Origin of the sequence: Vibrio kasasachensis, assembly GCF_050337565.1 — a bacterium.
GTDB classification, from domain to species: Bacteria; Pseudomonadota; Gammaproteobacteria; order Enterobacterales; family Vibrionaceae; genus Vibrio; species Vibrio kasasachensis.
In genome coordinates, this window is record NZ_JAKJTB010000034.1 from 1 (window position 1) to 22,492 (window position 22,492).

General features: G+C 42.8%; 20 protein-coding genes, 3 tRNA genes and 1 rRNA gene. 3 read left to right on the top strand and 21 right to left on the bottom strand.

What is annotated here, in order from left to right:
- From L4C38_RS20825 to L4C38_RS20865, 9 genes are all read right to left on the bottom strand, one after another.
- A 16S ribosomal RNA gene (locus tag L4C38_RS20825) occupies window positions 1-115 on the bottom strand; the annotation flags it as partial.
- A gap of 589 nt (window positions 116-704) precedes the next feature.
- Window positions 705-1,961 (bottom strand): cyclic di-GMP phosphodiesterase, encoded by a 1,257-nt coding sequence (locus L4C38_RS20830; protein ID WP_428799459.1) that lies wholly within the window; start codon window positions 1,959-1,961, stop codon window positions 705-707.
- 112 nt (window positions 1,962-2,073) lie between these two features.
- Window positions 2,074-2,475 carry a VOC family protein gene (locus L4C38_RS20835; protein ID WP_428799460.1) on the bottom strand — a complete coding sequence of 134 codons (402 nt, stop codon included), beginning with the start codon at window positions 2,473-2,475 and terminating at the stop codon, window positions 2,074-2,076.
- 70 nt (window positions 2,476-2,545) lie between these two features.
- Complete coding sequence (locus L4C38_RS20840) at window positions 2,546-3,544, bottom strand: LacI family DNA-binding transcriptional regulator (RefSeq protein WP_428799461.1); 999 nt, start codon at window positions 3,542-3,544, stop codon at window positions 2,546-2,548.
- A 101-nt stretch (window positions 3,545-3,645) separates the two neighbouring features.
- Complete coding sequence (gene chbG, locus L4C38_RS20845; RefSeq protein ID WP_428799462.1) at window positions 3,646-4,383, bottom strand: chitin disaccharide deacetylase; 738 nt, start codon at window positions 4,381-4,383, stop codon at window positions 3,646-3,648.
- Between the two features lie 36 nt (window positions 4,384-4,419).
- Window positions 4,420-5,742, bottom strand: a complete 1,323-nt coding sequence (locus L4C38_RS20850) for a 6-phospho-beta-glucosidase (RefSeq protein WP_428799463.1) — start codon at window positions 5,740-5,742, stop codon at window positions 4,420-4,422.
- 13 nt (window positions 5,743-5,755) lie between these two features.
- A complete protein-coding gene (locus L4C38_RS20855; protein ID WP_428799464.1) occupies window positions 5,756-6,064 on the bottom strand; it encodes a PTS lactose/cellobiose transporter subunit IIA in 309 nt (102 codons plus the stop codon).
- 35 nt (window positions 6,065-6,099) lie between these two features.
- The gene (locus L4C38_RS20860) at window positions 6,100-7,431 is read right to left on the bottom strand and encodes a PTS sugar transporter subunit IIC (protein ID WP_428799465.1); all 1,332 of its coding nucleotides are present in this window, start codon (window positions 7,429-7,431) and stop codon (window positions 6,100-6,102) included.
- A gap of 99 nt (window positions 7,432-7,530) precedes the next feature.
- A complete protein-coding gene (locus L4C38_RS20865; RefSeq protein WP_428799466.1) occupies window positions 7,531-7,836 on the bottom strand; it encodes a PTS sugar transporter subunit IIB in 306 nt (101 codons plus the stop codon).
- Between the two features lie 630 nt (window positions 7,837-8,466).
- Here L4C38_RS20865 and L4C38_RS20870 point away from each other — a divergent pair.
- The gene (locus L4C38_RS20870; protein WP_428799467.1) at window positions 8,467-9,660 is read left to right on the top strand and encodes an alpha/beta hydrolase; all 1,194 of its coding nucleotides are present in this window, start codon (window positions 8,467-8,469) and stop codon (window positions 9,658-9,660) included.
- Between the two features lie 5 nt (window positions 9,661-9,665).
- Window positions 9,666-10,208 carry a PadR family transcriptional regulator gene (locus L4C38_RS20875; RefSeq protein ID WP_428799468.1) on the top strand — a complete coding sequence of 181 codons (543 nt, stop codon included), beginning with the start codon at window positions 9,666-9,668 and terminating at the stop codon, window positions 10,206-10,208.
- Window positions 10,209-10,478: 270 nt separating this feature from the next.
- Here the strand turns inward: L4C38_RS20875 and L4C38_RS20880 are convergent.
- Window positions 10,479-10,563: transfer RNA gene (locus L4C38_RS20880), tRNA-Leu, on the bottom strand.
- A 190-nt stretch (window positions 10,564-10,753) separates the two neighbouring features.
- On the opposite strand from L4C38_RS20880, the gene L4C38_RS20885 reads away from it, so the two are divergent.
- Window positions 10,754-11,230 carry an RDD family protein gene (locus L4C38_RS20885; protein ID WP_428799469.1) on the top strand — a complete coding sequence of 159 codons (477 nt, stop codon included), beginning with the start codon at window positions 10,754-10,756 and terminating at the stop codon, window positions 11,228-11,230.
- A gap of 63 nt (window positions 11,231-11,293) precedes the next feature.
- Here the strand turns inward: L4C38_RS20885 and luxS are convergent, their stop codons facing one another.
- The 11 genes from luxS to L4C38_RS20940 form a co-directional block, all read right to left on the bottom strand.
- The gene (gene luxS, locus L4C38_RS20890; RefSeq protein ID WP_428799478.1) at window positions 11,294-11,812 is read right to left on the bottom strand and encodes an S-ribosylhomocysteine lyase; all 519 of its coding nucleotides are present in this window, start codon (window positions 11,810-11,812) and stop codon (window positions 11,294-11,296) included.
- A gap of 17 nt (window positions 11,813-11,829) precedes the next feature.
- A complete protein-coding gene (locus L4C38_RS20895; protein WP_428799470.1) occupies window positions 11,830-12,441 on the bottom strand; it encodes a transglycosylase SLT domain-containing protein in 612 nt (203 codons plus the stop codon).
- 2 nt (window positions 12,442-12,443) lie between these two features.
- The gene (gene gshA, locus L4C38_RS20900; RefSeq protein ID WP_428799471.1) at window positions 12,444-14,012 is read right to left on the bottom strand and encodes a glutamate--cysteine ligase; all 1,569 of its coding nucleotides are present in this window, start codon (window positions 14,010-14,012) and stop codon (window positions 12,444-12,446) included.
- 119 nt (window positions 14,013-14,131) lie between these two features.
- The gene (locus L4C38_RS20905; protein ID WP_428799472.1) at window positions 14,132-16,990 is read right to left on the bottom strand and encodes a M16 family metallopeptidase; all 2,859 of its coding nucleotides are present in this window, start codon (window positions 16,988-16,990) and stop codon (window positions 14,132-14,134) included.
- Window positions 16,991-16,999: 9 nt separating this feature from the next.
- Window positions 17,000-17,461 carry a YqaA family protein gene (locus tag L4C38_RS20910; RefSeq protein ID WP_428799473.1) on the bottom strand — a complete coding sequence of 154 codons (462 nt, stop codon included), beginning with the start codon at window positions 17,459-17,461 and terminating at the stop codon, window positions 17,000-17,002.
- Complete coding sequence (locus L4C38_RS20915) at window positions 17,455-18,405, bottom strand: NADP-dependent oxidoreductase (protein ID WP_428799474.1); 951 nt, start codon at window positions 18,403-18,405, stop codon at window positions 17,455-17,457. The genes L4C38_RS20910 and L4C38_RS20915 overlap by 7 nt, the downstream gene beginning before the upstream one ends.
- A 149-nt stretch (window positions 18,406-18,554) precedes the next feature.
- Window positions 18,555-19,685: a sodium ion-translocating decarboxylase subunit beta gene (locus tag L4C38_RS20920; RefSeq protein WP_428799475.1), complete on the bottom strand. Its 1,131-nt coding sequence runs from the start codon at window positions 19,683-19,685 to the stop codon at window positions 18,555-18,557.
- 9 nt (window positions 19,686-19,694) lie between these two features.
- Window positions 19,695-21,464 carry a sodium-extruding oxaloacetate decarboxylase subunit alpha gene (oadA, locus tag L4C38_RS20925; protein ID WP_428799476.1) on the bottom strand — a complete coding sequence of 590 codons (1,770 nt, stop codon included), beginning with the start codon at window positions 21,462-21,464 and terminating at the stop codon, window positions 19,695-19,697.
- Between the two features lie 30 nt (window positions 21,465-21,494).
- The gene (locus L4C38_RS20930; RefSeq protein WP_428799477.1) at window positions 21,495-21,749 is read right to left on the bottom strand and encodes an oxaloacetate decarboxylase subunit gamma; all 255 of its coding nucleotides are present in this window, start codon (window positions 21,747-21,749) and stop codon (window positions 21,495-21,497) included.
- A 437-nt stretch (window positions 21,750-22,186) separates the two neighbouring features.
- Window positions 22,187-22,263 (bottom strand) — tRNA-Arg (locus tag L4C38_RS20935).
- Between the two features lie 76 nt (window positions 22,264-22,339).
- Window positions 22,340-22,416 (bottom strand) — tRNA-Arg (locus L4C38_RS20940).
- Between the last annotated feature and the right edge of the window lie 76 nt (window positions 22,417-22,492).

Here is a 22,492-nt window from a genome sequence, read left to right on the forward strand (position 1 = left end):
CCCGTCCGCCGCTCGTCAGCAAAGAAAGCAAGCTTTCTTCCTGTTACCGCTCGACTTGCATGTGTTAGGCCTGCCGCCAGCGTTCAATCTGAGCCATGATCAAACTCTTCAATTTAAAGTTTTTTCGGCTCAATGAATACTGACTTCAAAACTAATATTTATCCGAAGATAAACATGTAATTCTAAAGCTATTATCATTCCAACAGAATGATAATGAATTGACTGTGCCAAGACTAAGTTTCTTTTTACAAAGAAAGCTAATCTCGATTGGTCACTCAGTTCATTGAACCCAATGTGTTTCCGAAGAAACAGTCATTGCCGCTCTTTATAAAAAGGAACAGAATAACTTATTGGATTATCATCAACGAGTGCCCACACAGATTGATAGGTTTATATTGTTAAAGAGCGTTGCTTTAAGACTTTCTCTCAAAGCGGAGGTGAATTCTAACGAGATAATTGAGAGAGTCAAACACTTTTTCAATTTATTTTCTCATAAGCTTTCACTTCGCTGACTAGCTCTGAAGCCTTATGGCGTCTGCCCTGTCAGTGGATGCGCATTATAGATAAGTGAGCTTCATTGGCAAGCCTAAATTGCATTTTTTTCCACAAAAAAAGCTTAAGTGTACAAGTATCACTCAACACCTTATTTACACCCAACTTGCCCTCAAGTTACCCTTATGTTATTCACAGAACCCTGTGAATAACTAATCATCTGAGTCAAAAAAGTAAGATATTCTTGATCGCGGATTAAGGTATTCTTTCACTTTTTCAGGAAGTTTATTCGGTAATACTGCATTGACTATCTTTATCTCTTTCTCGGCTAAGTCAATGATTGGTGCTTGTGTACGAGGAACGGACGGATCGTAAACCAATACATTAGGATAAAGCAGGCTAGCTGAGTTTACTGAAATCACCATTCCAACCATGTTGTTTGAAAGCTGGACGACTGTTCCTGGTGGATAGACTCCCATAAACTTAATCAAAATGCTTAAGTTCTCATTGTTATAAAGGTGCTTGCAGTTCTTATATAGATGAGAGAGCGCTATATAAGGTATCTTCTGTTTAGACACAATCTGATGATGACACAGATTGTCATAAGCATTAGCTACAGCGATAACTTGAGTAAAGAGATCGATCTCATCCCCTTTCAAGCCAGCAGGATGCCCCGAACCATCGAGTAATTCATGATGGTTTGCAATAACACTAAGTGCGCTATCCGGAAAACTTTCAATACTGTTCGCCAATTCAATTCCATACTTAGTATGAAGATTTAGATAGTTTTGTTCTGGGGCGGTAAGCGGAGTGTTTTTACGCAATATCGCGGTGGGAATTTTAACTTTACCCATATCATGGAATAGCGCTGCAAACGCCAACTGCTTAATACTTTCTGAATCGAGCTTTTTAGCTTTACCAATAAGCATTGCGAGGACAGCAACGTTAAGCGAGTGAAAATAGATATCTTCAAACTCACTTTTGCCATTCATCATATGCAAAGTAACGTCTTCGTTAGATAGCAGCCTATCTACGATATCCTCTACCAATTGAGATGCTTCATTGACAGCCAAATCTGGGCGGTTTCGAATCTTGGTCATCACCGCTCGCATACGCGCCAAAGACCGTTCAAATTCTTTCTCACAATTGGCAACACGTCTTCTATAGGCACTCATGTGCTCTATTCGCTGCTGCTTTTCTTCCCATAACTGATTGGCACGTTTGTCCATTGCATCATTTGTCTCAGCCTCTATTGCCCCTGCCGCCTCTTGTACCGGCAAAGGGTCAGTATCACTTTGCTGCATATTGACGTAGACATACTTAATCCCCAAGTGACGTATAATTCGCACTTGTTCATGGGTTTTAATTTTAAAACTATTAAACAGGAATGGGTGATCGTTCCACTTAACCGGCAATCGCACGTGTAAGCCTGGTTGAATACGATCAACCGTGATCTTTATATTTGCCACGTTTGTACACAATTATCTATCCACAAAAACGTCGCACAGTTTAGTGCATAGATTGTGTAAATTCATCTCGACGTCTTATAAGTGAGAAGTTAATAGTGTTTCTACTCAAATCTTAATGGTCACAATGCAGCATCCAGCGAACCCCAAACTGGTCTTCTACTTTGCCAAATCTCGCTCCCCAAAATGTATCAGCGAGTGGCATCATGACATGTCCACCATGAGAAAGTTTATCAAATAGGCGAGCTTGCTCATCAAGATTTTCCATCACTAATGATAAAGCCACGTTATTTCCTGATAATTCACTCACAACCATGCCATCAGACAGCATCAGCTTTAAACCGAAGGCCTCAATTTCCGAATGCATGATCCAATCTGGATTTGCACCTTCAATGGGTTGAGGTGCATCACGAAAGAATTGCTTTGTTAATACAACACCACCAAAACAACGAGTATAGAACTCAAGTGCTTCGTTGCAGCGTCCAGAAAAAAATAGATAGGGAGTTAGTTGATACATTGCCATCCTTAAGCTTGTTGTTTTTATTAAGGATAGCTAAGTATTGGAAGATGTATTTAGGACTTTAGTCCTAACTTAAATAGCGATCAGCTTTACCTATCACTAATTCCGGAGAGAATTCAGAGTTACTCTCTGTAACTTTATTATCGAGCAAGTCAATTAACACTTGAACCGCAGACTGCGCCATATCGCTAATTGGGAAGCAAACCGATGTTACGGGTGGGTATAGTTCTTTGCATCGATCAACACTATCAAAACTGGCTATTGATATGTCTTCCGGAACACGTAGTTCTCGTTCGTGCAAATATTGCATCACACCCACGGTCATCTCTTCGCTACACGAAAATATCGCGGTCAATTCAGGGTGTCGTTCAAGCAATTTATGCGTCGCTTCATAGCCACTGCGTGAGCTGTAATTACCCTCTTCACACCATGACTCATTAACCTCAAATCCCGCCTTTAGCATCGTATCAAGGTAGCCTTGCTTACGCTGTAAACTGTTCTCTCGCCACAATGGACCGGTAATACAACCAATCAATGTATGATTTTGCGACAGCAAGTGTTCTACCGCCATTGTGCTTGCTTTGTGATGATTAAAACCAATACAGCGCTCTTCCAATGTTGGAACAACACGATCAAGCAAAACAAAAGGTGGATGCTGCCTAGCGAGTTCACACAAATCTTCATCACTAAGGTGTCGACTATGTAATATATAGCCATCACACCGCAAAGCGTGAAAACGCTCCACTGCGTCTCTTTCTCCCTCTTTAGAGTGATGACCTTGTGCCGTGATCAAGAATTTGGAATGTGTATCCATTTCATTTTGAACTTGCTCCATCATGGCACCAAAAAAGCCACCAGTATAGTAGGTGACAAGCAGCCCCATCATGTTACTTGACGAAGTGGCTAAAGAGCGAGCAATTGCACTCGGTCGGTAGTTAAGCTCAGCCATTGCTTGCTCAACTTTCTTTTTTGTTTCGTCTTTAAACTTTCCTTCACCATTAATGATTCTTGAAACCGTCGAACGATTCACTCCAGCAAGAGCAGCGACATCTTTTATTCTTGCCATATAACCTTCATTAATATCGAGAGGAAAAGGGAAAAGCCGTCAGTGACTAAACTTAGGGGGAATGAAACTGACAGCTTTAATGATACACAGAGATAGTACTACTAATAAGCAAGCACAGAGTAATCCGTGACTTGGATATCACGCTCCTTTAAAAAAGAGACCAATTCAGCTGATGTCAACGTTTCCAGTTCTTGCTCTCTTTGAGCTAAATAACTGCTCATTGACCTCAATTGAGCATCAACCAAAGCAGGATGACACATAACTTCTAACACATCACAATGTTCTTCATGCTCAAGCATTAATTTTTTTGCATGAGCGACCGTAATGTCTGAATCATAGAATTGATCGGTAAACCGGTAGCGACAACCAAACTCTTCTTGACCAGCCAGACCAACACCACGAAGTGGTACACCATATTGCTTGGCTACTTCATACACCACTGATGCTATTTGCGGATGAGTGTGAGCATGATGGTGCCCATCAATATGACTAAGCTCCAGCCCCAACGCTAAATAATGTTCAACTTGCGCGATAACTTCTTCATATATTTCGATTGGGTCAAAATCTCGTTTCTGCCAAAAGTCAGAAATAGAGGGGAAAAGACCGCGTTCATCGACCAGTGATTTATGATTTGTTAGCGGCTTACCTGCGGTAAATCGCAAATGTAGGCCTACTTTAAGATCAGACATGCTCGCAGCCAACGTTACTGCATGCGCCTCTCCAGGCATATCCACCATAAATGTTGTTGAACGAACGATACCTTGACGGTAGGCTGCGGCAATTCCATTGTTCACACCTTCCGTCAATCCAAAGTCGTCTGCATTAAAAATGACTTTCATCTTTTCCCCAACTGTATTCCGTTTAAATGACTAACCCTAAAGCGTTGTCAGCTTAAATTGCGGTAAGTACTCAGCATTTTCACGCAAAATGTCATTCAATATGGCTTTTGCACGCTTAATATCAGGTACTAGTGGGTTATTAGCCAAAGCCATCAACGCTTTGTCGTAATCACCAAAGACCGCAGCCTCGATCGATAATTGCTCGTAAGCTTTTACTTGATGCAATAACCCAAGCACATTAGGCGATAGTTGACCAACCGAAACAGGTTTTGCCCCCCAATTGCCTACCACTGCACTACATTCAATTACAGCGTCGTCCGGCAAAGTGTTGATTGCGCCATTATTAGGCACATTGACCACGTGAATACCGTTGCGGTTATTGTAGATAGCATCAACCAAATTCAACGAAGCATCAGAATAGTATGCACCACCCCGCTCTTCTAGTTCTTTAGGCTTCACATCAAGATTTTCATCTTGATAAAGTTTAAAGAGTGACTGCTCCGTAAGCATAACTTGCTCTGCACGAGTTCCTTTCTCTGCCGCACTTTCTTTTTCTTCCTGAAGCATGGCATCAGTTTGATAGAAATAACGGTGATAAGGACAAGGTATCGCTCCCAAGGCTTTTAGGAAGCTAGGATCCCAAGGCTCTTCGAAGATATTCTTCATGCTGAAGTTTGCACCGTCACCGACTCTTTCAAGTACGGTTTCCGTTATATCTTCACCATGTAACCAAGCTTTATGTACCCACACAAGATGATTAAGCCCAGCAAACTCCAATTGCAACTCTTCTGGTTGGCAATCCATCATTTCTGCCACCATCATGCGCATTGAAACTGGCACATTACATAAACCAATACTTTTTACTTTGGTATGTTTATTGACAGCTTCTGACACTAAACCTGCTGGATTTGTGAAATTAAGCATCCAAGCGTTTGGTGCTAATTCCTCAATATCACGACAAATATCAAGAATAACAGGAATGGTGCGCAATGCTTTAGCAAACCCACCAGGGCCAGTTGTTTCTTGACCAATGACATCGTACTTAAGAGGTATACGCTCGTCACTGGCGCGGGCTTTTAAACCACCCACGCGAAATTGTGTCATAACAAAATCAGCCCCTTTGATTGCCTCACGACGATCAGTGCTGGCTATGATTTTTATATCCGCGCCGACTTTCTTCACCATGCGTGTTGCTAGTGCATGGATGATCTCAAGCTTTTCTTTCCCGGCATCAATATCCACTAAATGAACTTCGCTTACAGGTAGAAAATCTCGACGCTTTATCACACCTTCAATAAGCTCAGGTGTGTAACTACTACCACCGCCTATAATGGCGAGTTTGAGTGCATCTCTTGCCATATTACCAACTCCACTATCCAACAGACTTCTGATGTAAGGCGATAATTTCCGTCGCCAGTTCGTGAGCAAGAATGGTTGTCATGAGGTGATCTTGTGCGTGCACCAAAACCAACGTCATTGGCACTTTACCTTGCCCTTCATCCGCTTCAATGAGCTGAGTCTGCATCAAGTGCGCCTTATTTAAACACTCTTTACCGAGTGCCATTTTTTGTTGTGCTTGGTCGAAATCATCTTGGCGAGCGAGTTTAAGCGCTTCATAACATAGGCTACGAGCTTCACCCGCGTTACAGATAATTTCCATCACAACCATTTCTTGATCCATGTTTCCTCCGAAAAATAAAAACTAAAAATTAAAAATTATGCCGTTGCACTTTGACCAGATACTTGTTGGTCAGATTCTGCACTTTCTGTTTGCCCTTCTTCTGCAAGTACCTGCTTTTCGAACATTTTGAAGAATGGTAAGTACAAGAAGATATCTAGAATCATTAATGCGATAACTAGAAGTACAGGTGCGAATGTCCAACCACTACCCCAAGATGCACCAATAATCGCAGGTGTTGTCCAAGGCGTAATTGCGACGCCCATGCCAACTAATCCTGAATGAACAGCAAAGTAAGCGATGGTTGCATTGATACATGGAACTAATAGGAACGGTAGGAATAACGTTGGGTTCAGTACTAGAGGTGTACCGAAAATTACAGGTTCATTAATCTGGAAGAAACCAGGAACCACACTCATGCGACCAATACTCTTTAAGTGCGCTGAACGGCTAAATGCCATTAGAAGTACTAGGGCAAGCGTTGCACCAGAACCACCAAGGAAGATGTAGAAATCCCAGAACGGTTGAGTAAACACATTTGGAATTGGCTCACCAGCAATAAACGCTGCGGTGTTTGTACCAATATTAGATAGGAAGATTGGCGATAGTAGACCTACAACAATTGCCGCACCATGGATGCCTGCAAACCAAAGCAATTGACACAACAATAGCGCGCCAAGGATTGCTGGTAGAGAGTTTGATGCACTTACAAGAGGCTTAAACGCTTCTAGGATAAGATCAGGAATCAACATACCAAACTGAGCTTGAACAAAAACGCTTAGAGGGTAAAGAGTCAAAAATACGACTAGAACAGGAACCATGACTTCAAATGAACGAGCAATGGCAGGTGGAACTTGCTCTGGCATACGAATCGTAACGTTATGCTTTTTCAAGAAACGATACAGCTCAACTGCAAAGAAACCACATATCACACCTGTGAATACACCTGTACCACCCATATGAGCAGTTGGTAGACCACCGTTTGTTACTGGTGATGCAACTAGCAAGTAACACATCAGTGAAAGTGCCGCACTGGTAATACCATCCATTTTGTAAGCTTTCGCTAAGCTATAAGCCACCCCTAAGGATACAAAAACAGTCATGATTCCCATCGTCATATTAAATGGCATCATAATGGTGTCAAAGTTAGCTGCTGCAAAATCCAACCACGCTCGACCGAATGCGTTTTTCGTATCCGGGTCAAATGGAGGAAATGCAAAAATCAAAATAAAACTACCTACAATGATAAATGGCATGGCGACAATAAAGCCGTCTCGCATTGATCTTACATGGGGCTGGTTGCCCACTTTTACCGCTAGTGGTGCAATATACTTTTCGACAAGTCCAAGTATCGAATCATAAAGCTTCATAGTGTCCGTCCTTATTTTTGGCACAATAAAGCCCCACACCATTTATATTGAGCTACGGCGTAATTGCTTTATTGCTTATATTTAGTCTTTGGGAATAATCTAATCGATAAGTGCTAACGCCTGATCCAGCACAGCATCACCTTTCATCATTCCGTAATCTTGAGGCGAGATCGCTGCAACCGTTTTTCCATGGTCAGCAGCTATTTTTTTCAACTCTTCTAGTTGAAAACGAACTTGAGGTCCAAGTAGGCACACATCGTATTCTAGAATCGCTTCATTAAATGCATTAACGGCAAGTGCTTCAATCTGGCATTCTAACCCTCGATTTTCAGCGGCTTGCTCCATTTTTTTTACTAACATGCTTGTAGACATACCTGCACTACAACACAGTAAAATCTTTTTCATCGCCCGTTCCTTTTTGATTAAAAATCAACCCACAGAAACTGTATCAAAAATGAGCTAATCAAAAAAGCGCAACCGGTTGCACGAAGCGTGAAGAGAATCTCATTTTGTAACATTAACTCTCGTTTTGACACCAAAAGGGATTATGTGAAACGGTTAGCGGGACTAAAAATATCGTGAATTTAAAACTGGTCACTATCATCAAACAGAAAAGAGGACTCAAACTAAATTTGAGAGATATGAATTGAAATCTATTGCTTACATTTACATATGGAAGGTTCAACCACAGAAACCAAATTAACGAATTTTGAATACCTTACATCGCCTTTTAGCTAGAAATATTTACTAGGTCTCATTAGCCAAATAATGACAGTTCAAATCCAATATACCATTTTAAGCTACGTTCACTGGATCTCATCCAAGCGCCGAGAAGAATTAAAACCAACTACAACCCACTGTAATTAAAGTCAAATATTATGAATCATAACTAACTTAGAACTATCCCCCACAAATCAATCAGTAAAACCCCAAAACTCTACTCACTTCCAAATTGGTCAAAAAAAATCTTGCTCTAAATGCAAAAAAATATATCTAATAGATATATTCAATAGGTGTATTAATCTGGAGTTTGTTATGAAATGGAAAATCTCTGCAGCCATAATTCTGACCACCTTACTGGCGGTCTTTTTGCTAATACCTGATGTTCAAATGCCTAAGCCCGATGGTAAGCATCAGGTTGGGGCCACACAGTTTGAAATCCGAGGAGAAAATAATTGGGTGCAGGTGATGGCTTGGTACCCAGCGGAATCGATAAGAGATGCTAAGCACTTGTCATATATGCCGGAATGGCTAGGTAAAGCCACGGCATCTCAAACAGGACTACCGGAGATATTATTTGGCGACGATGGTATTTCTTCCTCCTATATCGATATCCCCATAGTGACAGGCCAGCATCCCGTATTAATATATAACCATGGTTATGGCTCGTCTCCCAGACAAAACATGACGCAATTTGAGCAGTTAGCCAGTCATGGTTACATCGTATTAAGTATAGGTCACCCGGGAGATAGCTTAGCGCTAAAGACCTTGGCAGGTGACTTGGTCTATCAGCTTCAGCAAGCGCAATTTCAGTTTGATGATGATGCAGTTATCCAACAAGTTGAGATAATGACACAAGCGCTCAATCGAGCATCAGAAGCCACGAGCAGAGCCCAATGGCATGAGGTAATGGGTAAAATTGAATCATCTAAGTTCAATCAAACCTCAATCGCTCGTTTTCCTTACTGGTACGCTAACAATACCTTGTTGCTTGATAACCTGAATAAAATTCAATCTGGTGAGCTAACTACTCAATTAAAATCGGGCATGGACCTGAATAACATTGGGGCTTTTGGGCATTCATTTGGTGGAGCAATCTCGGTTGAGTTGGCATTAAAGCGTGCAGAAATCAAGGCAGCTATGAACCTAGATGGCCCTCAGTTTCAACTAGACAAACAGCAAGCATTCAACAAGCCTGTCTGTTTTGTTTATGGCGATATGGCAGAAGGCCTGTTCGCTTCGCATTCCAAGCTAAATGACGCTTTGCTAGAGGATTCAAATAGTAACCATTGCTCCTTCACATTTAAAGGCGCCAATCACAACAATTTTACTGATGTTAACTATTTCACCCCTATGAAGTATTTTGGCTACATAGGTGAAATCAATAATCAAGAGATGGGTAAACAACTAAATAACTTGATTATGGGGTATTTTGACTGGCAACTACTTGGGGCTAAACCTTTGCAACCCAATAGTAATATTATTCAAGTTAATAAAGTTCAAGGGTAATACCAATGCAGGATAAAGTGATCTTAGGTCTTTTGAGCTATCAGGACCAAACTTTGTATCAACTAAAAAAAGTGATGGAACAAAGTACTTCACTGTTTTTTAGTGCCAGCACTGGCAGCTTACATCCTGCATTAAAAAAACTGGAAACGTCAGGATTGGTTGCTTGTCGCCAAGAGGCTGATGGGAAAAGAGCAAAGAAAATTTACTCAAGAACGCCCAAAGGAGCTCAAATATTTCAAGAGTGGATTGCCGAACCTAAAGCCAAAATAAAGGTGAAAGATGAAGGTTTATTAAAGCTGTTTTTCTTTGGCCATATTAATCAAGATGTGGTCCCTTTTATACAGCGTTACATCAATGAAGCCGAACAATGGCTTACGGCTTTAGAGCCTATCTATGAGGCTCATAAACAGCAAAGTGTGCCACCAGAGTTTGCTAAGCAAAGTTTTTTTGAGTTGGCGACACTGAAATATGGTATCGATAGTTTGAAGTTTTCTAAACAATGGTATCAAGATTTATTAGTTGAATATCAAGCAAGTGAGTTGAAATAAACTGACGCTCATCTAGCGGCAATAAAAAAGTGAGATCTTAGAGTTAGTGAACTGATAAGAACCGACCTTGTAAATATTTCAGTTTAACTGCTCTTGTGGAACGGTAGAATCCAACATTCACGAAAGCTATAACAACGAAAGCCAGTCTAGCTAACGACCTTTGTGTAGTCTATTTTCCGCTGACGCACATAACACTATTTTTAGTATGGAATATTTCAAACACCAGATATAACAAAGCCCCGACTTTCGTCGAGGCTTTGTTATAAAATATGGTACCGGTAGGCGGACTTGAACCGCCACGCCCGAAGGCAACGGATTTTGAATCCGTCGTGTATACCAATTTCACCATACCGGCATCTTTAGGCTAATTGCCTTTTGATGTTTGGCATTATACGTAACAACACGTATCGTGCAAGTGCAAAAGACTGAATCAACTATCGTTTGCTGATAATTTCGCCATAATACATTAAGCTGTGCGCAAACTCTCTTTCCATAGCCCAAATGAAACATTATCCTGACAGCTATTTTATTATTTGAGTACGAGTATGACTACCCACCAGCCACTCCCACCAGCAGGTTTAATGCGTCGACTAGGTGCCCTGTTTTATGATAGCTTGATTATTATTGCGATTGAAATGATGGCCGCAGGCGTGGTTATTGCGGTATTGCATGCACTAATGGCAATGGGTCTAATCAATGTTGCCCCTTATGCAGATGTGAGCGACTTGCTAACAAACCATCCTATCTGGAGCCCGGTATACACACTTTACCTTGCGATCGTTTGGATTTACTTCTTCGTATTTTTTTGGACTCGCGCAGGGCAAACTCTTGGAATGCGAGCTTGGAAAATTCAGGTTCGTAATTTAGAAGGCGGTCGGATCAGCGTAACTCAAGCTTTAATTCGCTTGGCAACCTCAGGATTCGGCCTGGCAAATTTCGCGGTGCCTTTCGATCCGCAAAAAAGAGGCTTTCATGACATTTGGGCAAAAACCCAAGTTGTGGTGTTACCAAAAGCACAATAACGTATTTCCCATATAAAAAAGGAAGGCTTAGCCTTCCTTTTTCCGTTCAATAACCAGTAATGCTTAATCGATACTCAGTTCTTTGAGCATTGTTTCGGGTAATGCAAGCTCATCGTTCTTGTTAACCAAAATACCCGCATCAATGATTGCCTCGGCAATTTGCTTCGCTTCATCGAGTGAGTGCATTGCAGCCGTACCACACTGATATTCATTTAGCTCTGGAATTTTATTTTGATTTTCCACTTTAAGTACATCTTGCATAGCCGCTAACCATGCAGTAGCAACTTGCTGCTCATCAGGCGTACCAATCAAGCTCATGTAGAAACCAGTGCGGCAACCCATTGGTGAAATATCGATAATTTCTACTGAATCACCATTTAGATGGTTGCGCATAAACCCTGCGTATAAGTGCTCAAGTGTGTGAATTCCTTTTTCCGACAAGATGTCTTTATTTGGTGCAGTAAAACGCAGATCAAATACCGTAATGGTATCGCCCTTCGGCGTAGTCATCGTTTTAGCAACACGAACCGCTGGTGCATTCATACGTGTATGATCAACGGTAAAGCTATCTAGTAATGGCATCATCCCTCTCCTACTGATTAGAAAAACCAGCTTCTATTATTATTCAATTCTTGCCGACACTGTTTGAGCTGCCAACCATATTCCTTTGCTTGCTGCTCAACTTTACGAGCAATTTTAATTAGCGATGGTTTACCTTGGTAAGTTTTTCGCTTGTAGCCACCACGACCTTCGTGATACGCCAAATATTGATTGTATGGGTCCCATTTAGAGACACAGAGTTGCTTTTGTGTCTCGCTGGTATACCAACCAATAAACATCAAGGAATCATCAAAACTGGTGCGCGAACCACCGTGTCTGGTCGCTTTTTGGAAATCTTCCCATGCAGGGTCTTGTGCTTGGGCATAGCCATAAGCGCTACTTACTCGCCCCCACGGAATAAAACCTAACAGGTAATCTTTGGGCGGTCTAGCATCGTGACGAAAACTACTTTCTTGTTTCACAAACGCCATCGCAACATTGATTGGTGTACCCCACTCTTCTTGCATATCCACCGCATCGCCATACCAATCTGGATTTTCTCTAAAAATAGAACAAATATTACTTTGGTTAGCTGGTGGTGGTGTTGCGCAGCCAGCTATGCTGACTGCACTCACAAGTAGAGTTAGTTTTAGAATCCTTTCTTTAGACATAGTTACTGCTTTAAGTAAGAAAAATAATCCGCTAAGAAATCATCAAAATTTAGAGTGTCCGAATCTTCTTGTGCACGTTGAGCATCACGAGAGCGAATAACTTCTTGCTCCATGGTTTGTTCACTGTATTCACGGTACTGATGAGCTAGGTGCTGTTCGATGTATTGACGACCAAGCGTGCAACCAAGTTTACCCAATCCACCATGAGATTTAGTATCAGCCAATACTTGAGCAGAAAACGTCAATTCAGGGTTATCAATCCATGAGATTAGCTTATTACATACCGCCTGATACTCATTGCCACCTAAAGCCTGATCCATTTTTTCTGCTACTTGCATCAACTCAGAAAAAACACGCTTAGCCCACTCTTGCAGTGATAATTTCTCGCCTTTACAGCCGATTTGTAACTCCAAACCCACTTTACGACCTTCAAGTACCACTTTGTTCCAGTTTTCATGCCAGCATGCTTGCTCGCAAAAATCCATCGGCGCTGAATCGCTCAATGCAGCCCAAGTCAGGAATAGATCGAGGAAGCGAACTTGATCTTCATCAATACCAATTGAGCTATATGGATTTACATCAAGTGAACGCACTTCAACATACTCCACCCCTGCACGAGTTAACGCTTCTGACGGTTTTTCACCATTTTCAGTCACTCGCTTAGGGCGAATCGGCGCGTAAAGCTCATTTTCGATTTGCAGAACATTACTATTGAGTTGCTGGTATTCACCGTCATCTTTAACGCCTAAATCAGCAAACTGTTTTGAAGGCATTCGAATTGCACTGTTCAAACCTTCAAGGTATTGGTCAATACTATTGAAACCGATTTTAAGTACACTTTGCTCGCTACTGGTATAACCAAGATCGCTAAGACGCAACGAAGTCGCTTGAGGTAAAAATAGTGTTTGACCAATATTTTCAAATGGCAGATTCGTTTCGCGTCCTTTAATGAATGAGGAGCAAAGGGCTGGAGACGCCCCAAAGAAGAACGGAATTAGCCAACCAAAACGGTAGTAGTTACGAATAAGCGAGAAGTAGCCATCTGATTTAGTTACTTGACGATCTTGCTCATCTTGCTCTCCGTACAATGCATCCCAAAATGACTCAGGAAATGAGAAATTAAAATGCACGCCAGAGATAATTTGCATCAAGCTGCCATAGCGGCGCTTCAAACCTTCACGATATAGCGTCTTCATTTTTCCAGAGTTAGAGCTACCGTATTGCGCAAGGTTGATGATGTCTTCATCCGAGACATAACAAGGCATTGATAACGGCCACATCTTTTCTCCATCCAATTTAGTTTGGGTGAAATGATGAATGTCTTCGAGCTGCGCCAATAAGGTATCAATATTTTGTGAGACTGGAGTAATGAATTCTAACAATGACTCAGCAAAATCAGTTGTTATCCATTTATTGGAATAAGCCGAACCTAATCCATTTGGGTGTGGGGTGGTCGCCAGTGTACCACCTTGTTTATAGCGGAGGGTTTCTCGTTCCACACCACGACCAAAGTTTTTAAATACTTTTGGGTCACGTGCGACTTTCTCTAAACGCGCAGCAAAATCTGTCAAACTGAGTCACCTTAATTTGTGGTTCATAGCTATATTTGGAGTCTTATAGCAAGAACTGACTCTATACAATCTGTAGGGCGGAAAAAACGCCCTACTAACATGCTCTCTTTATGTGTCCTCTATTGGACAATTTCAAGTTCTTTGATAGGAATCTGTAATGATTCTAGCTGTGGTTTTAACGTTTTTGCATCGCCCACAACAATGATCTGATAATCATCCGGATTAAACCATTTCTTCGCCAATGCATCTAGTGCCCCCTTGTTGACCGTCTCGACAATTTTGTTCCTTTGTTGCAAATAGTCATCTTCCAAACTAAAGGTCAAAATCGAGCCTAATAGCTGCGTTTTTTGCGAAGGTGTTTCATATTTCAAGGCATCTTGTTGACCAACCGCTAAACGCATAAAGTTTAGCTCCTGCTCCGTCATCCCTTGCTGGCTAAATTGTTCGAGTTCTTTTTGCATCTCAACAATCGAAGGTAGTGTTGCATTTGCTCTCACTTGCGCCGCGAACACCAGAGCACCGACTTCTCTATTGGATGCAAGATAGCCGCTGGCACCATAGGTATAACCTTTATCTTCACGAAGGTTTTGGTTCAGACGACTATTAAAATTGCCAGCCAAGTTAAAGTTCGCCAGCTGTGTTAAATACACCTCACCAGTCGCATCAAACGGAAGACCTTGGCGAACCATACGAACAATACTTTGCGGAGCATCCGGCTTGTCGATTAAGTACAAAGTTTGACCGGAAACTGGTGCAACGAACTGAGGGCTAAGTAAAGGTGCGGCTTCACCCTGCCATTTTTCAATAAATCCAAGTTGCTCGGTAATTTTATTTTTAGAAAGATCACCCACCACAACTATTTGCGCGCCCTGAGGTGTGTAATGCTCGTGGTAAAACGCTTTAACATCATCAAGGGTAAGCCCAACTAAGGAGCTTTCTGTTCCATCACTTGCACGCTCGTAAAGCGAGCCGTGAAACAACACTTGTCGTGTGGCTTGAGACGCTAACCAACTTGGTTGTTGATGCTGATAGACTAATCCCTCCAACATCTGTTGCTTCACTCGCTCAAAGTCTTGAGCATTAAACCTAGGCTTAAACAGTACTTCTTCAACTATTGCCAAAGTTTGCGGCAAATTTTTCTCTAAGCTTGCCAATGAAACTGTCGTGGTGTAATTGCCAGCGTTGATCGCTACGCTGCTGCCTAGCCGATCAAGACGAGCTTGTAGCTCTTCAAGACTCGATTCAAGCGTGCCTTCTTGCATCATTGCAGCCGTTAGATTAGCAATACCTTCTTTGCCTTTAGCTGCATAGCGCTCACCAGCCGGTAGTCGAATATCCATCTGTACTGTTGGGGTTTCATCACTGACGCTTCCCAATAACTCAGCACCATTGTCAAAGTAAACACGGTAAAGCGACGGCATCTCGGCTTTAACTGGTTCAGCAACCTGAGGTATCACTGAACGGTCAAAGTCTTCTTGTGGACGGCGGTAAACCAACTCTGTATCAGATACTTCTTTGTAAGCGGGTAGTGTGCGCTTTGGCGTCATGAAATTGCTTGGCTCAACGGCTAAACCTAATTTCCCTTTCGGTACTACACTCAAGGTGACTTTATGATGACCATTAACATACTTTTTGTATGCCGCCATGACCGATTCAGGCGTTACCGAGCGAATACGAGTTAGTTGTGTTTGTAGCCTATCTGGCTCACCAAAGAAGGTTTCGTTCGCCGCAAGCTGAGATACTTTACCTTTAACACTTTGCAACGCGAAAACTGCCGAAGACTCTGACATACCAGTGATTTGATCCAAACGTGTCTGGCTGATCCCCTGCGCTTCAAAACCAGCCAAGATCTGCATCATTTCTTGATACAACGGCTGTAGTTCACCTTTATCGCCCGATGGTGCCATCGCGTAAATGTAAAAATTACACGCTAGTTCGGAACAATCTTGAAAAGCACCAGCGTCGACCGCTTTTTGTGTTTTCACTAATTTTTGATAGAGCAGTGAATTAGCCCCATTCCCCAATGCCGATGCCAGCGCATTGAGGGACATTTCGTCCTCTTGACCACTATATTGTGTCGGCCAACCAATCAGCACCATTGGTTGCTGGATGCGATCTTCTAAGGTTATGTATTTATCTTGTAACAATACCGCTGGTTGTTTTGGCGCTTGTTTAACTTCAGGTCCCGTTGGGATCGAGCCAAAATATTTGTTCACCCATGCTAAGGTTTGCTCGACGTCGATGTCGCCACCAATTGTCAGTACTGCGTTATTGGGGCCATACCAGCGTAAAAAGAAAGCTTTAAGATCATTCACATTGACTCGATCGAGATCTTCGACATAACCAATGGTTTGCCAAGAATATGGATGACCTTCAGAGTAGATGGCTTCACCCATTTTTTCCCACATCAATCCATAGGGACGGTTGTCGTAGTTTTGAGCGCGTTCGTTTTTCACGGTATCACGTTGAACTTCAAACTTGCGTTGCGAAACTGCATCAAGCAAAAAACCCATGCGGTCTGACTCTAGCCACAACATTTTTTCCAACTGGTTGGCTGGTACCGTTTCAAAATAGTTGGTTCGATCGCGGTTAGTGGTGCCATTTAGTGATCCGCCCGCTTCTGTGATCAAACGAAAGTGCTCTTGATCACCCACATGCTCACTGCCTTGGAACATCATGTGCTCAAAGAAATGAGCAAAACCAGATTTGCCAATTTCTTCTCGTGCAGAACCTACATGATAGGTAACATCTACATGCACTAATGGATCTGAGTGATCTGGTGATAAGATCACGGTTAAACCGTTTTCAAGCTTGTATTTACTATAAGGGATCGTTGCTTTACCTGAGATCGACTCGGCCTCATCAACCAAAGTGACACCTTGAGGTAAAGATGAAAAAAACGGTACGGAATAATCGATACTTGAGGTGCAACCGAATAAAGCAGTAAGAGAAACAGCACCTAGTAAGAACTTTCTCATCGTATTTCCTTAGAAAAAACCGTAGAACAAAGCAGCTAATAAAGAATAGCGAAAGGCTTTACCAATCAAAATTAACCAAAAACTTGGCCAAAATTTCATTCGGAGCCAACCAGCTGCAAGACATAAAGGGTCACCAACAATCGGCAACCAACTGAAAAACAAGGACCAGTAACCATATTTTTTTAGCCACTGAATGGCTTTATGACCGTGTTTTTCGTTTTGAGTTCGATTAGGTAACCAGAGACCTAGCCAATAGTTAGTTAAGCCACCTAGAGTATTACCGAGAGTGGCGACTAATATAACCATAGCGGGAGAATATTGATTTAGGCTCAAGGTGGCAATTAAACCTGCCTCTGAGCCACCGGGTAATAAGGTTGCACTAAGAAGTCCGCTAAAAAAGAGAACCCAAAGTGCTGAATCAGAAAACCATAAAGCGATAGATTGAAACGCTGTACTAAACGCTTCTAGCATTGCATATCCAACAAAATTTTTCCTCGTGTATGCCCTGTTTCCATTTGTTTATGCGCATCGACTGCCTGATCCATTGGGTAGACATGATAAATTTCAGTTTTGAGCAGACCAATACTAACCAAATACAGCATGGCATCAAGCTGCTCACGATTAGGGTCAACTAGCATACCTGTTGCTTCAAACCCCAGTAACTTGGCTTTTTCACAAATAAGCTCTGCACTTAGGGTAGGGACAGTTACAACCTTTGCACCATCTTTAAGGCACTTAAGCGCATCCAAAGCAGCATCACCGCCGATTAGATCAACCAAGGCATCGGCCTCTTCAACTCGCTCTGATACTGGCGAAAAATGGTAATTAATAGCATGAGCCCCCAAGGTAGCCAAATAATCGAGATTCGATTCACTGCAAGTAGTAAAAACTTCTGCTTTTGCTGCCACGCCAAGTTGCACGGCAATATGCCCTACACCACCCGCTCCTGCGAGAATCAAAATACGCTGCCCTTCTTGCACGGAGACTTTGTCCAGTGCTTGAATTGCAGTTTGCCCCGCAAGAGGTAAAGCCGCAGCGGCTTCTAGCATCACTGAATCAGGTACTCGGCTTAAGGCACTTTCTGGCACGCTAACGTATTGACTGTACCCTCCTCCTTGCAAAGGAAAGCCAATAAAACCAGCGACTTTGTCGCCAATTTCAAATCTATCAACAGCTTCTCCGCTGCAATAGACAGTGCCGGAAATATCGTATCCCGGAACCCAGGGTAGATTATCTTTGTTTTGTGCAGCGGCCCAGCCGAGCCCTGCCCGGGTCTTTACATCAATGGGATTAACCCCAGCAAAAGCGACTTTGACCACGACCTCACCGAGTTTAGGTTCAGGAACGTCTGAACTTTGGATTGTGAGCATTTCCGGCTCACCAAATTGTGGGATAACCACTTGTTTGTTTTCCATACCATGCAATCCTTATTGATGTAAAAAAGGGATGCCGAAGCATCCCTTTGAATATATAACATTTGGTTTGCTTTGGTTAACCACTTGATCGCAATTTAATCAAGTTGGACATTCGGCATTTCCCACCGAACACAACCAAATCTAGCGGCTTACCCAACTAGTGCGAGTAAGATACCAGCCGCAACCGCGGAGCCTAATACGCCAGCAACATTTGGTCCCATAGCGTGCATTAATAGGAAGTTTTGAGGATTAGCCTCAAGCCCAACCTTATTTACAACGCGCGCTGCCATTGGCACGGCAGAGACACCCGCGGCACCAATTAACGGGTTAATATCTTCTTTCGAGAACTTGTTCAGCATTTTCGCCATTAAGACACCGCACGCGGTACCAATACTAAATGCCACCGCACCAAGCCCCAAAATACCCAAGGTTTCCAAGTTTAGGAACTCTTCCGCTTGCAGCTTAGAGCCGACACCTAAACCAAGGAAAATGGTGACAATATTAATCAGCTCATTTTGCGCGGTTTTAGATAAACGCTCTACGACACCCGCTTCACGCATTAAGTTGCCCAAACAGAACATACCAACCAGTGGTGTCGCGGTCGGCAGAAACAAAATGGTCATCACCAGAACCGCGAGTGGAAACAGGATTTTTTCTGTCTTACCTACGTGGCGTAATTGAGCCATTTTTATCTTACGCTCTTCTGGTGTAGTCAGAGCTTTCATAATAGGCGGCTGAATAATCGGCACTAAAGCCATATAGCTGTATGCAGCGACTGCAATCGCACCTAAAAGATCGGGAGACAATTTACTCGCAAGGAAGATAGCGGTTGGACCATCCGCCCCCCCTATGATGGCAATGGATGCGGCATCAGGCATGCTAAATTCCATACCCGGCACATAGTTAAGTAATATAGCGCCAAACAAAGTGGCGAAAATACCAAATTGAGCTGCCGCACCTAACCAAAGCGTTTTAGGGTTCGCAATTAGCGCGCCGAAGTCGGTCATTGCGCCTACGCCCATAAAAATCAGTAATGGGAATACGCCGGTGTCAATTCCGATGTAATACACGTAGTAAAGCAAACCGCCCGGATCAGTGAAGCCTGCATTGGGAATATTCGCCAGAATGGCACCAAAACCGATAGGCAACAGTAGTAACGGCTCAAAGCCTTTACGAATCGCCAAAAACAATAAACCACACCCAACAGCAATCATACACAGTTGGCTGAACTCAAAATTAGCAATACCAGTTTCAGACCAGAGAATTAATAACCCTTCCATGGAACTCCCTTACGCTAAGCTCAGTAGCGGTGCGCCAACAACGACTGAATCACCTTCTTTGACGTGAAGATCTTGCACGACACCACCACGGGCTGCTCGTACTTCGGTTTCCATCTTCATTGCTTCTAGAATAAGCAATACATCGCCTTCAGCAACTTCAGAACCACTTTGAACAATCACTTTGAAAATATTACCCGCAAGTGGTGCTGGTACCGCTTCAGTATTACCTGCTACCGCAGGCGCTGCTTTCGGTGCGGAATTAGGTGTGAGCGATGTGAGTTGACCTTGTGGACCAACTTCTACGTCATAAACTTGACCATCTACTTTCACACTGTAAGTTTCAATACCATTAGCCGATGGCGCTGCCACTTGGGTAGTAACGACTTCTTCTTTACCCGGAGCAGGTTCAAACGCTTCTGGGTTATGGCGATTCTTCAAGAACTTAAAACCAACTTGTGGGAACAACGCATACGTCAACACATCATCAACGGCGTCTTCCGCAAGCGAGATGCCATCCGTTTTTGCTTTCAATAAAAGCTCATCAGTTAGCTTATCCATCTCAGCTTCAAGAAGATCCGCTGGGCGACAAGTAATCACTTCCCCATCACCAAGCACTTTCGCTTGTAGTTCAGCATCCACCTCTGCTGGCGCTGCACCATATTCACCTTTTAGTACACCAGCGGTTTCTTTAGTGATGGTCTTATAGCGCTCACCAGTGAGCACATTGAGAACCGCTTGCGAACCGACAATTTGTGAGGTTGGAGTAACTAGAGGGATATAGCCTAATTCTTTGCGAACGCGAGGGATCTCTTCGAGCACTTCATCAAGGCGATCAGCTGCACCTTGCTCTTTTAGCTGACCTTCCATGTTGGTCAGCATGCCACCTGGTACTTGCGCGATCAGGATTCGAGAATCAACACCTTTTAACTGTCCTTCCCATTTTGCGTACTTCTTACGAACGTCGCGGAAATACGCTGCTATCGGCTCGATTTGATTCAGGCTTAGATTGGTATCACGCTCAGTACCTTGTAGCATAGCAACAACCGTTTCTGTTGGTGTATGACCGTAAGTACAGCTCATCGATGAAATCGCAGTATCAAGAATATCAATACCTGCTTCGACTGCTTTTATCGCTGTTGCGGTTGATAGACCTGTAGTGGCATGGCAGTGCAGTGCTAGTGGTACATCACACGATGCTTTAATACGAGTGATCAGTTCTTCTGCTTCATAAGGCTTTAGCAGACCTGACATATCTTTAATACACAGAGAATGACACCCCAAGTCTTCGAGACGTTTAGCTAGGTCGACCCAAGTATCCGTGTTATGCACAGGGCTAGTCGTATAAGACATCGTACCTTGGGCGTGCGCACCAACATCCACAGTGGCTTTTACTGCTTTGTGGAAATTGCGCACATCATTCATCGCATCAAAGATGCGAAATACGTCCATACCATTTGCATGGGCACGTTCAACAAATTTTTCCACCACGTCATCCGCATAATGGCGGTAACCCAATAGGTTTTGACCACGCAGTAACATCTGCATTGGCGTATTAGGCATTGCTCTTTTTAATTCACGTAGACGTTCCCATGGATCTTCACCCAAGAAACGGATACACGAATCAAACGTCGCGCCTCCCCACGTTTCCAATGACCAATAACCGACTTTATCCAATTCAGCGGCAATCGGTAACATATCCTCGATACGCATGCGCGTAGCAAATAACGATTGATGGGCGTCACGAAGTACCACATCAGTGATAGCTAGTGGTTTAGACATGCTCATTAACTCCTTTTAATCCTTTAATTGCTATTTCGCAGCTGAGGTACGGTACTGATGTACCGCGGCAGAAATCGCCGCAACTACCTGTGGGCTTACAGCAGAAGATGATTGAACTGGTTTTTTCTGTGCTGGTGTGACGATTGGCTCTGGCGCTTCTTCAGGCACCAAACGAGACATTAACCGAACAAGGTATACAAGAATTGTGAGGAATACGAATACGACTGACATCCCTGTAATCATCAAGGTGCCAGCGTCAATCAATTGGCTTCCAATATTGTCCATTTTGTGTCCTTTCTTTGTCATCCTGACAATAGCCTAAGCAATTGAGCTTCTTTTATATGAAGCTTCTAGCTTATGTGTAGCAGTGCCTTTCGGCGCTTATTATTGCCGACAGATGCATCCTATGATCCCGACAAGAGGACTAGGATTATCTCGATTGGTTAAACTTTGTCAATTTTGTTTAAGGCAGTCTTAATGATATTGCACATTTCTAGGGAAATATTCGCCACACAAATCACATAAAGCTGGATTAATCACTCATAAAAGAACAAACAACTGGTGTTTATCCAACGTTATTTCAACTTAACGCATTTTGCTGCGATAGACTTAATAATTCTCAAATTAGCAATTAAAAAACAAAGAGTTGTTTATAACGAGTAACAAAAATGATCATTTTTTGTTAACAAAAAAGCCCCGCATTTCTGCGAGGCTTTCGATGTTGGTGCGCCCTGGAGGATTCGAACCTCCGACCGCCTGGTTCGTAGCCAGGTACTCTATCCAGCTGAGCTAAGGGCGCRCTAGGTTTYGATATCAAACTAACTCAGTGAAACACTAAATCGTATCAATATCAGGATTAACTAAAACCCTAAAAGTGGTGCGCCCTGGAGGATTCGAACCTCCGACCGCCTGGTTCGTAGCCAGGTACTCTATCCAGCTGAGCTAAGGGCGCACTAGGTTTCGATATCAAACTAACTCAGTGAAACACTAAATCGTATCAATATCAGGATTAACTAAAACCCTAAAAG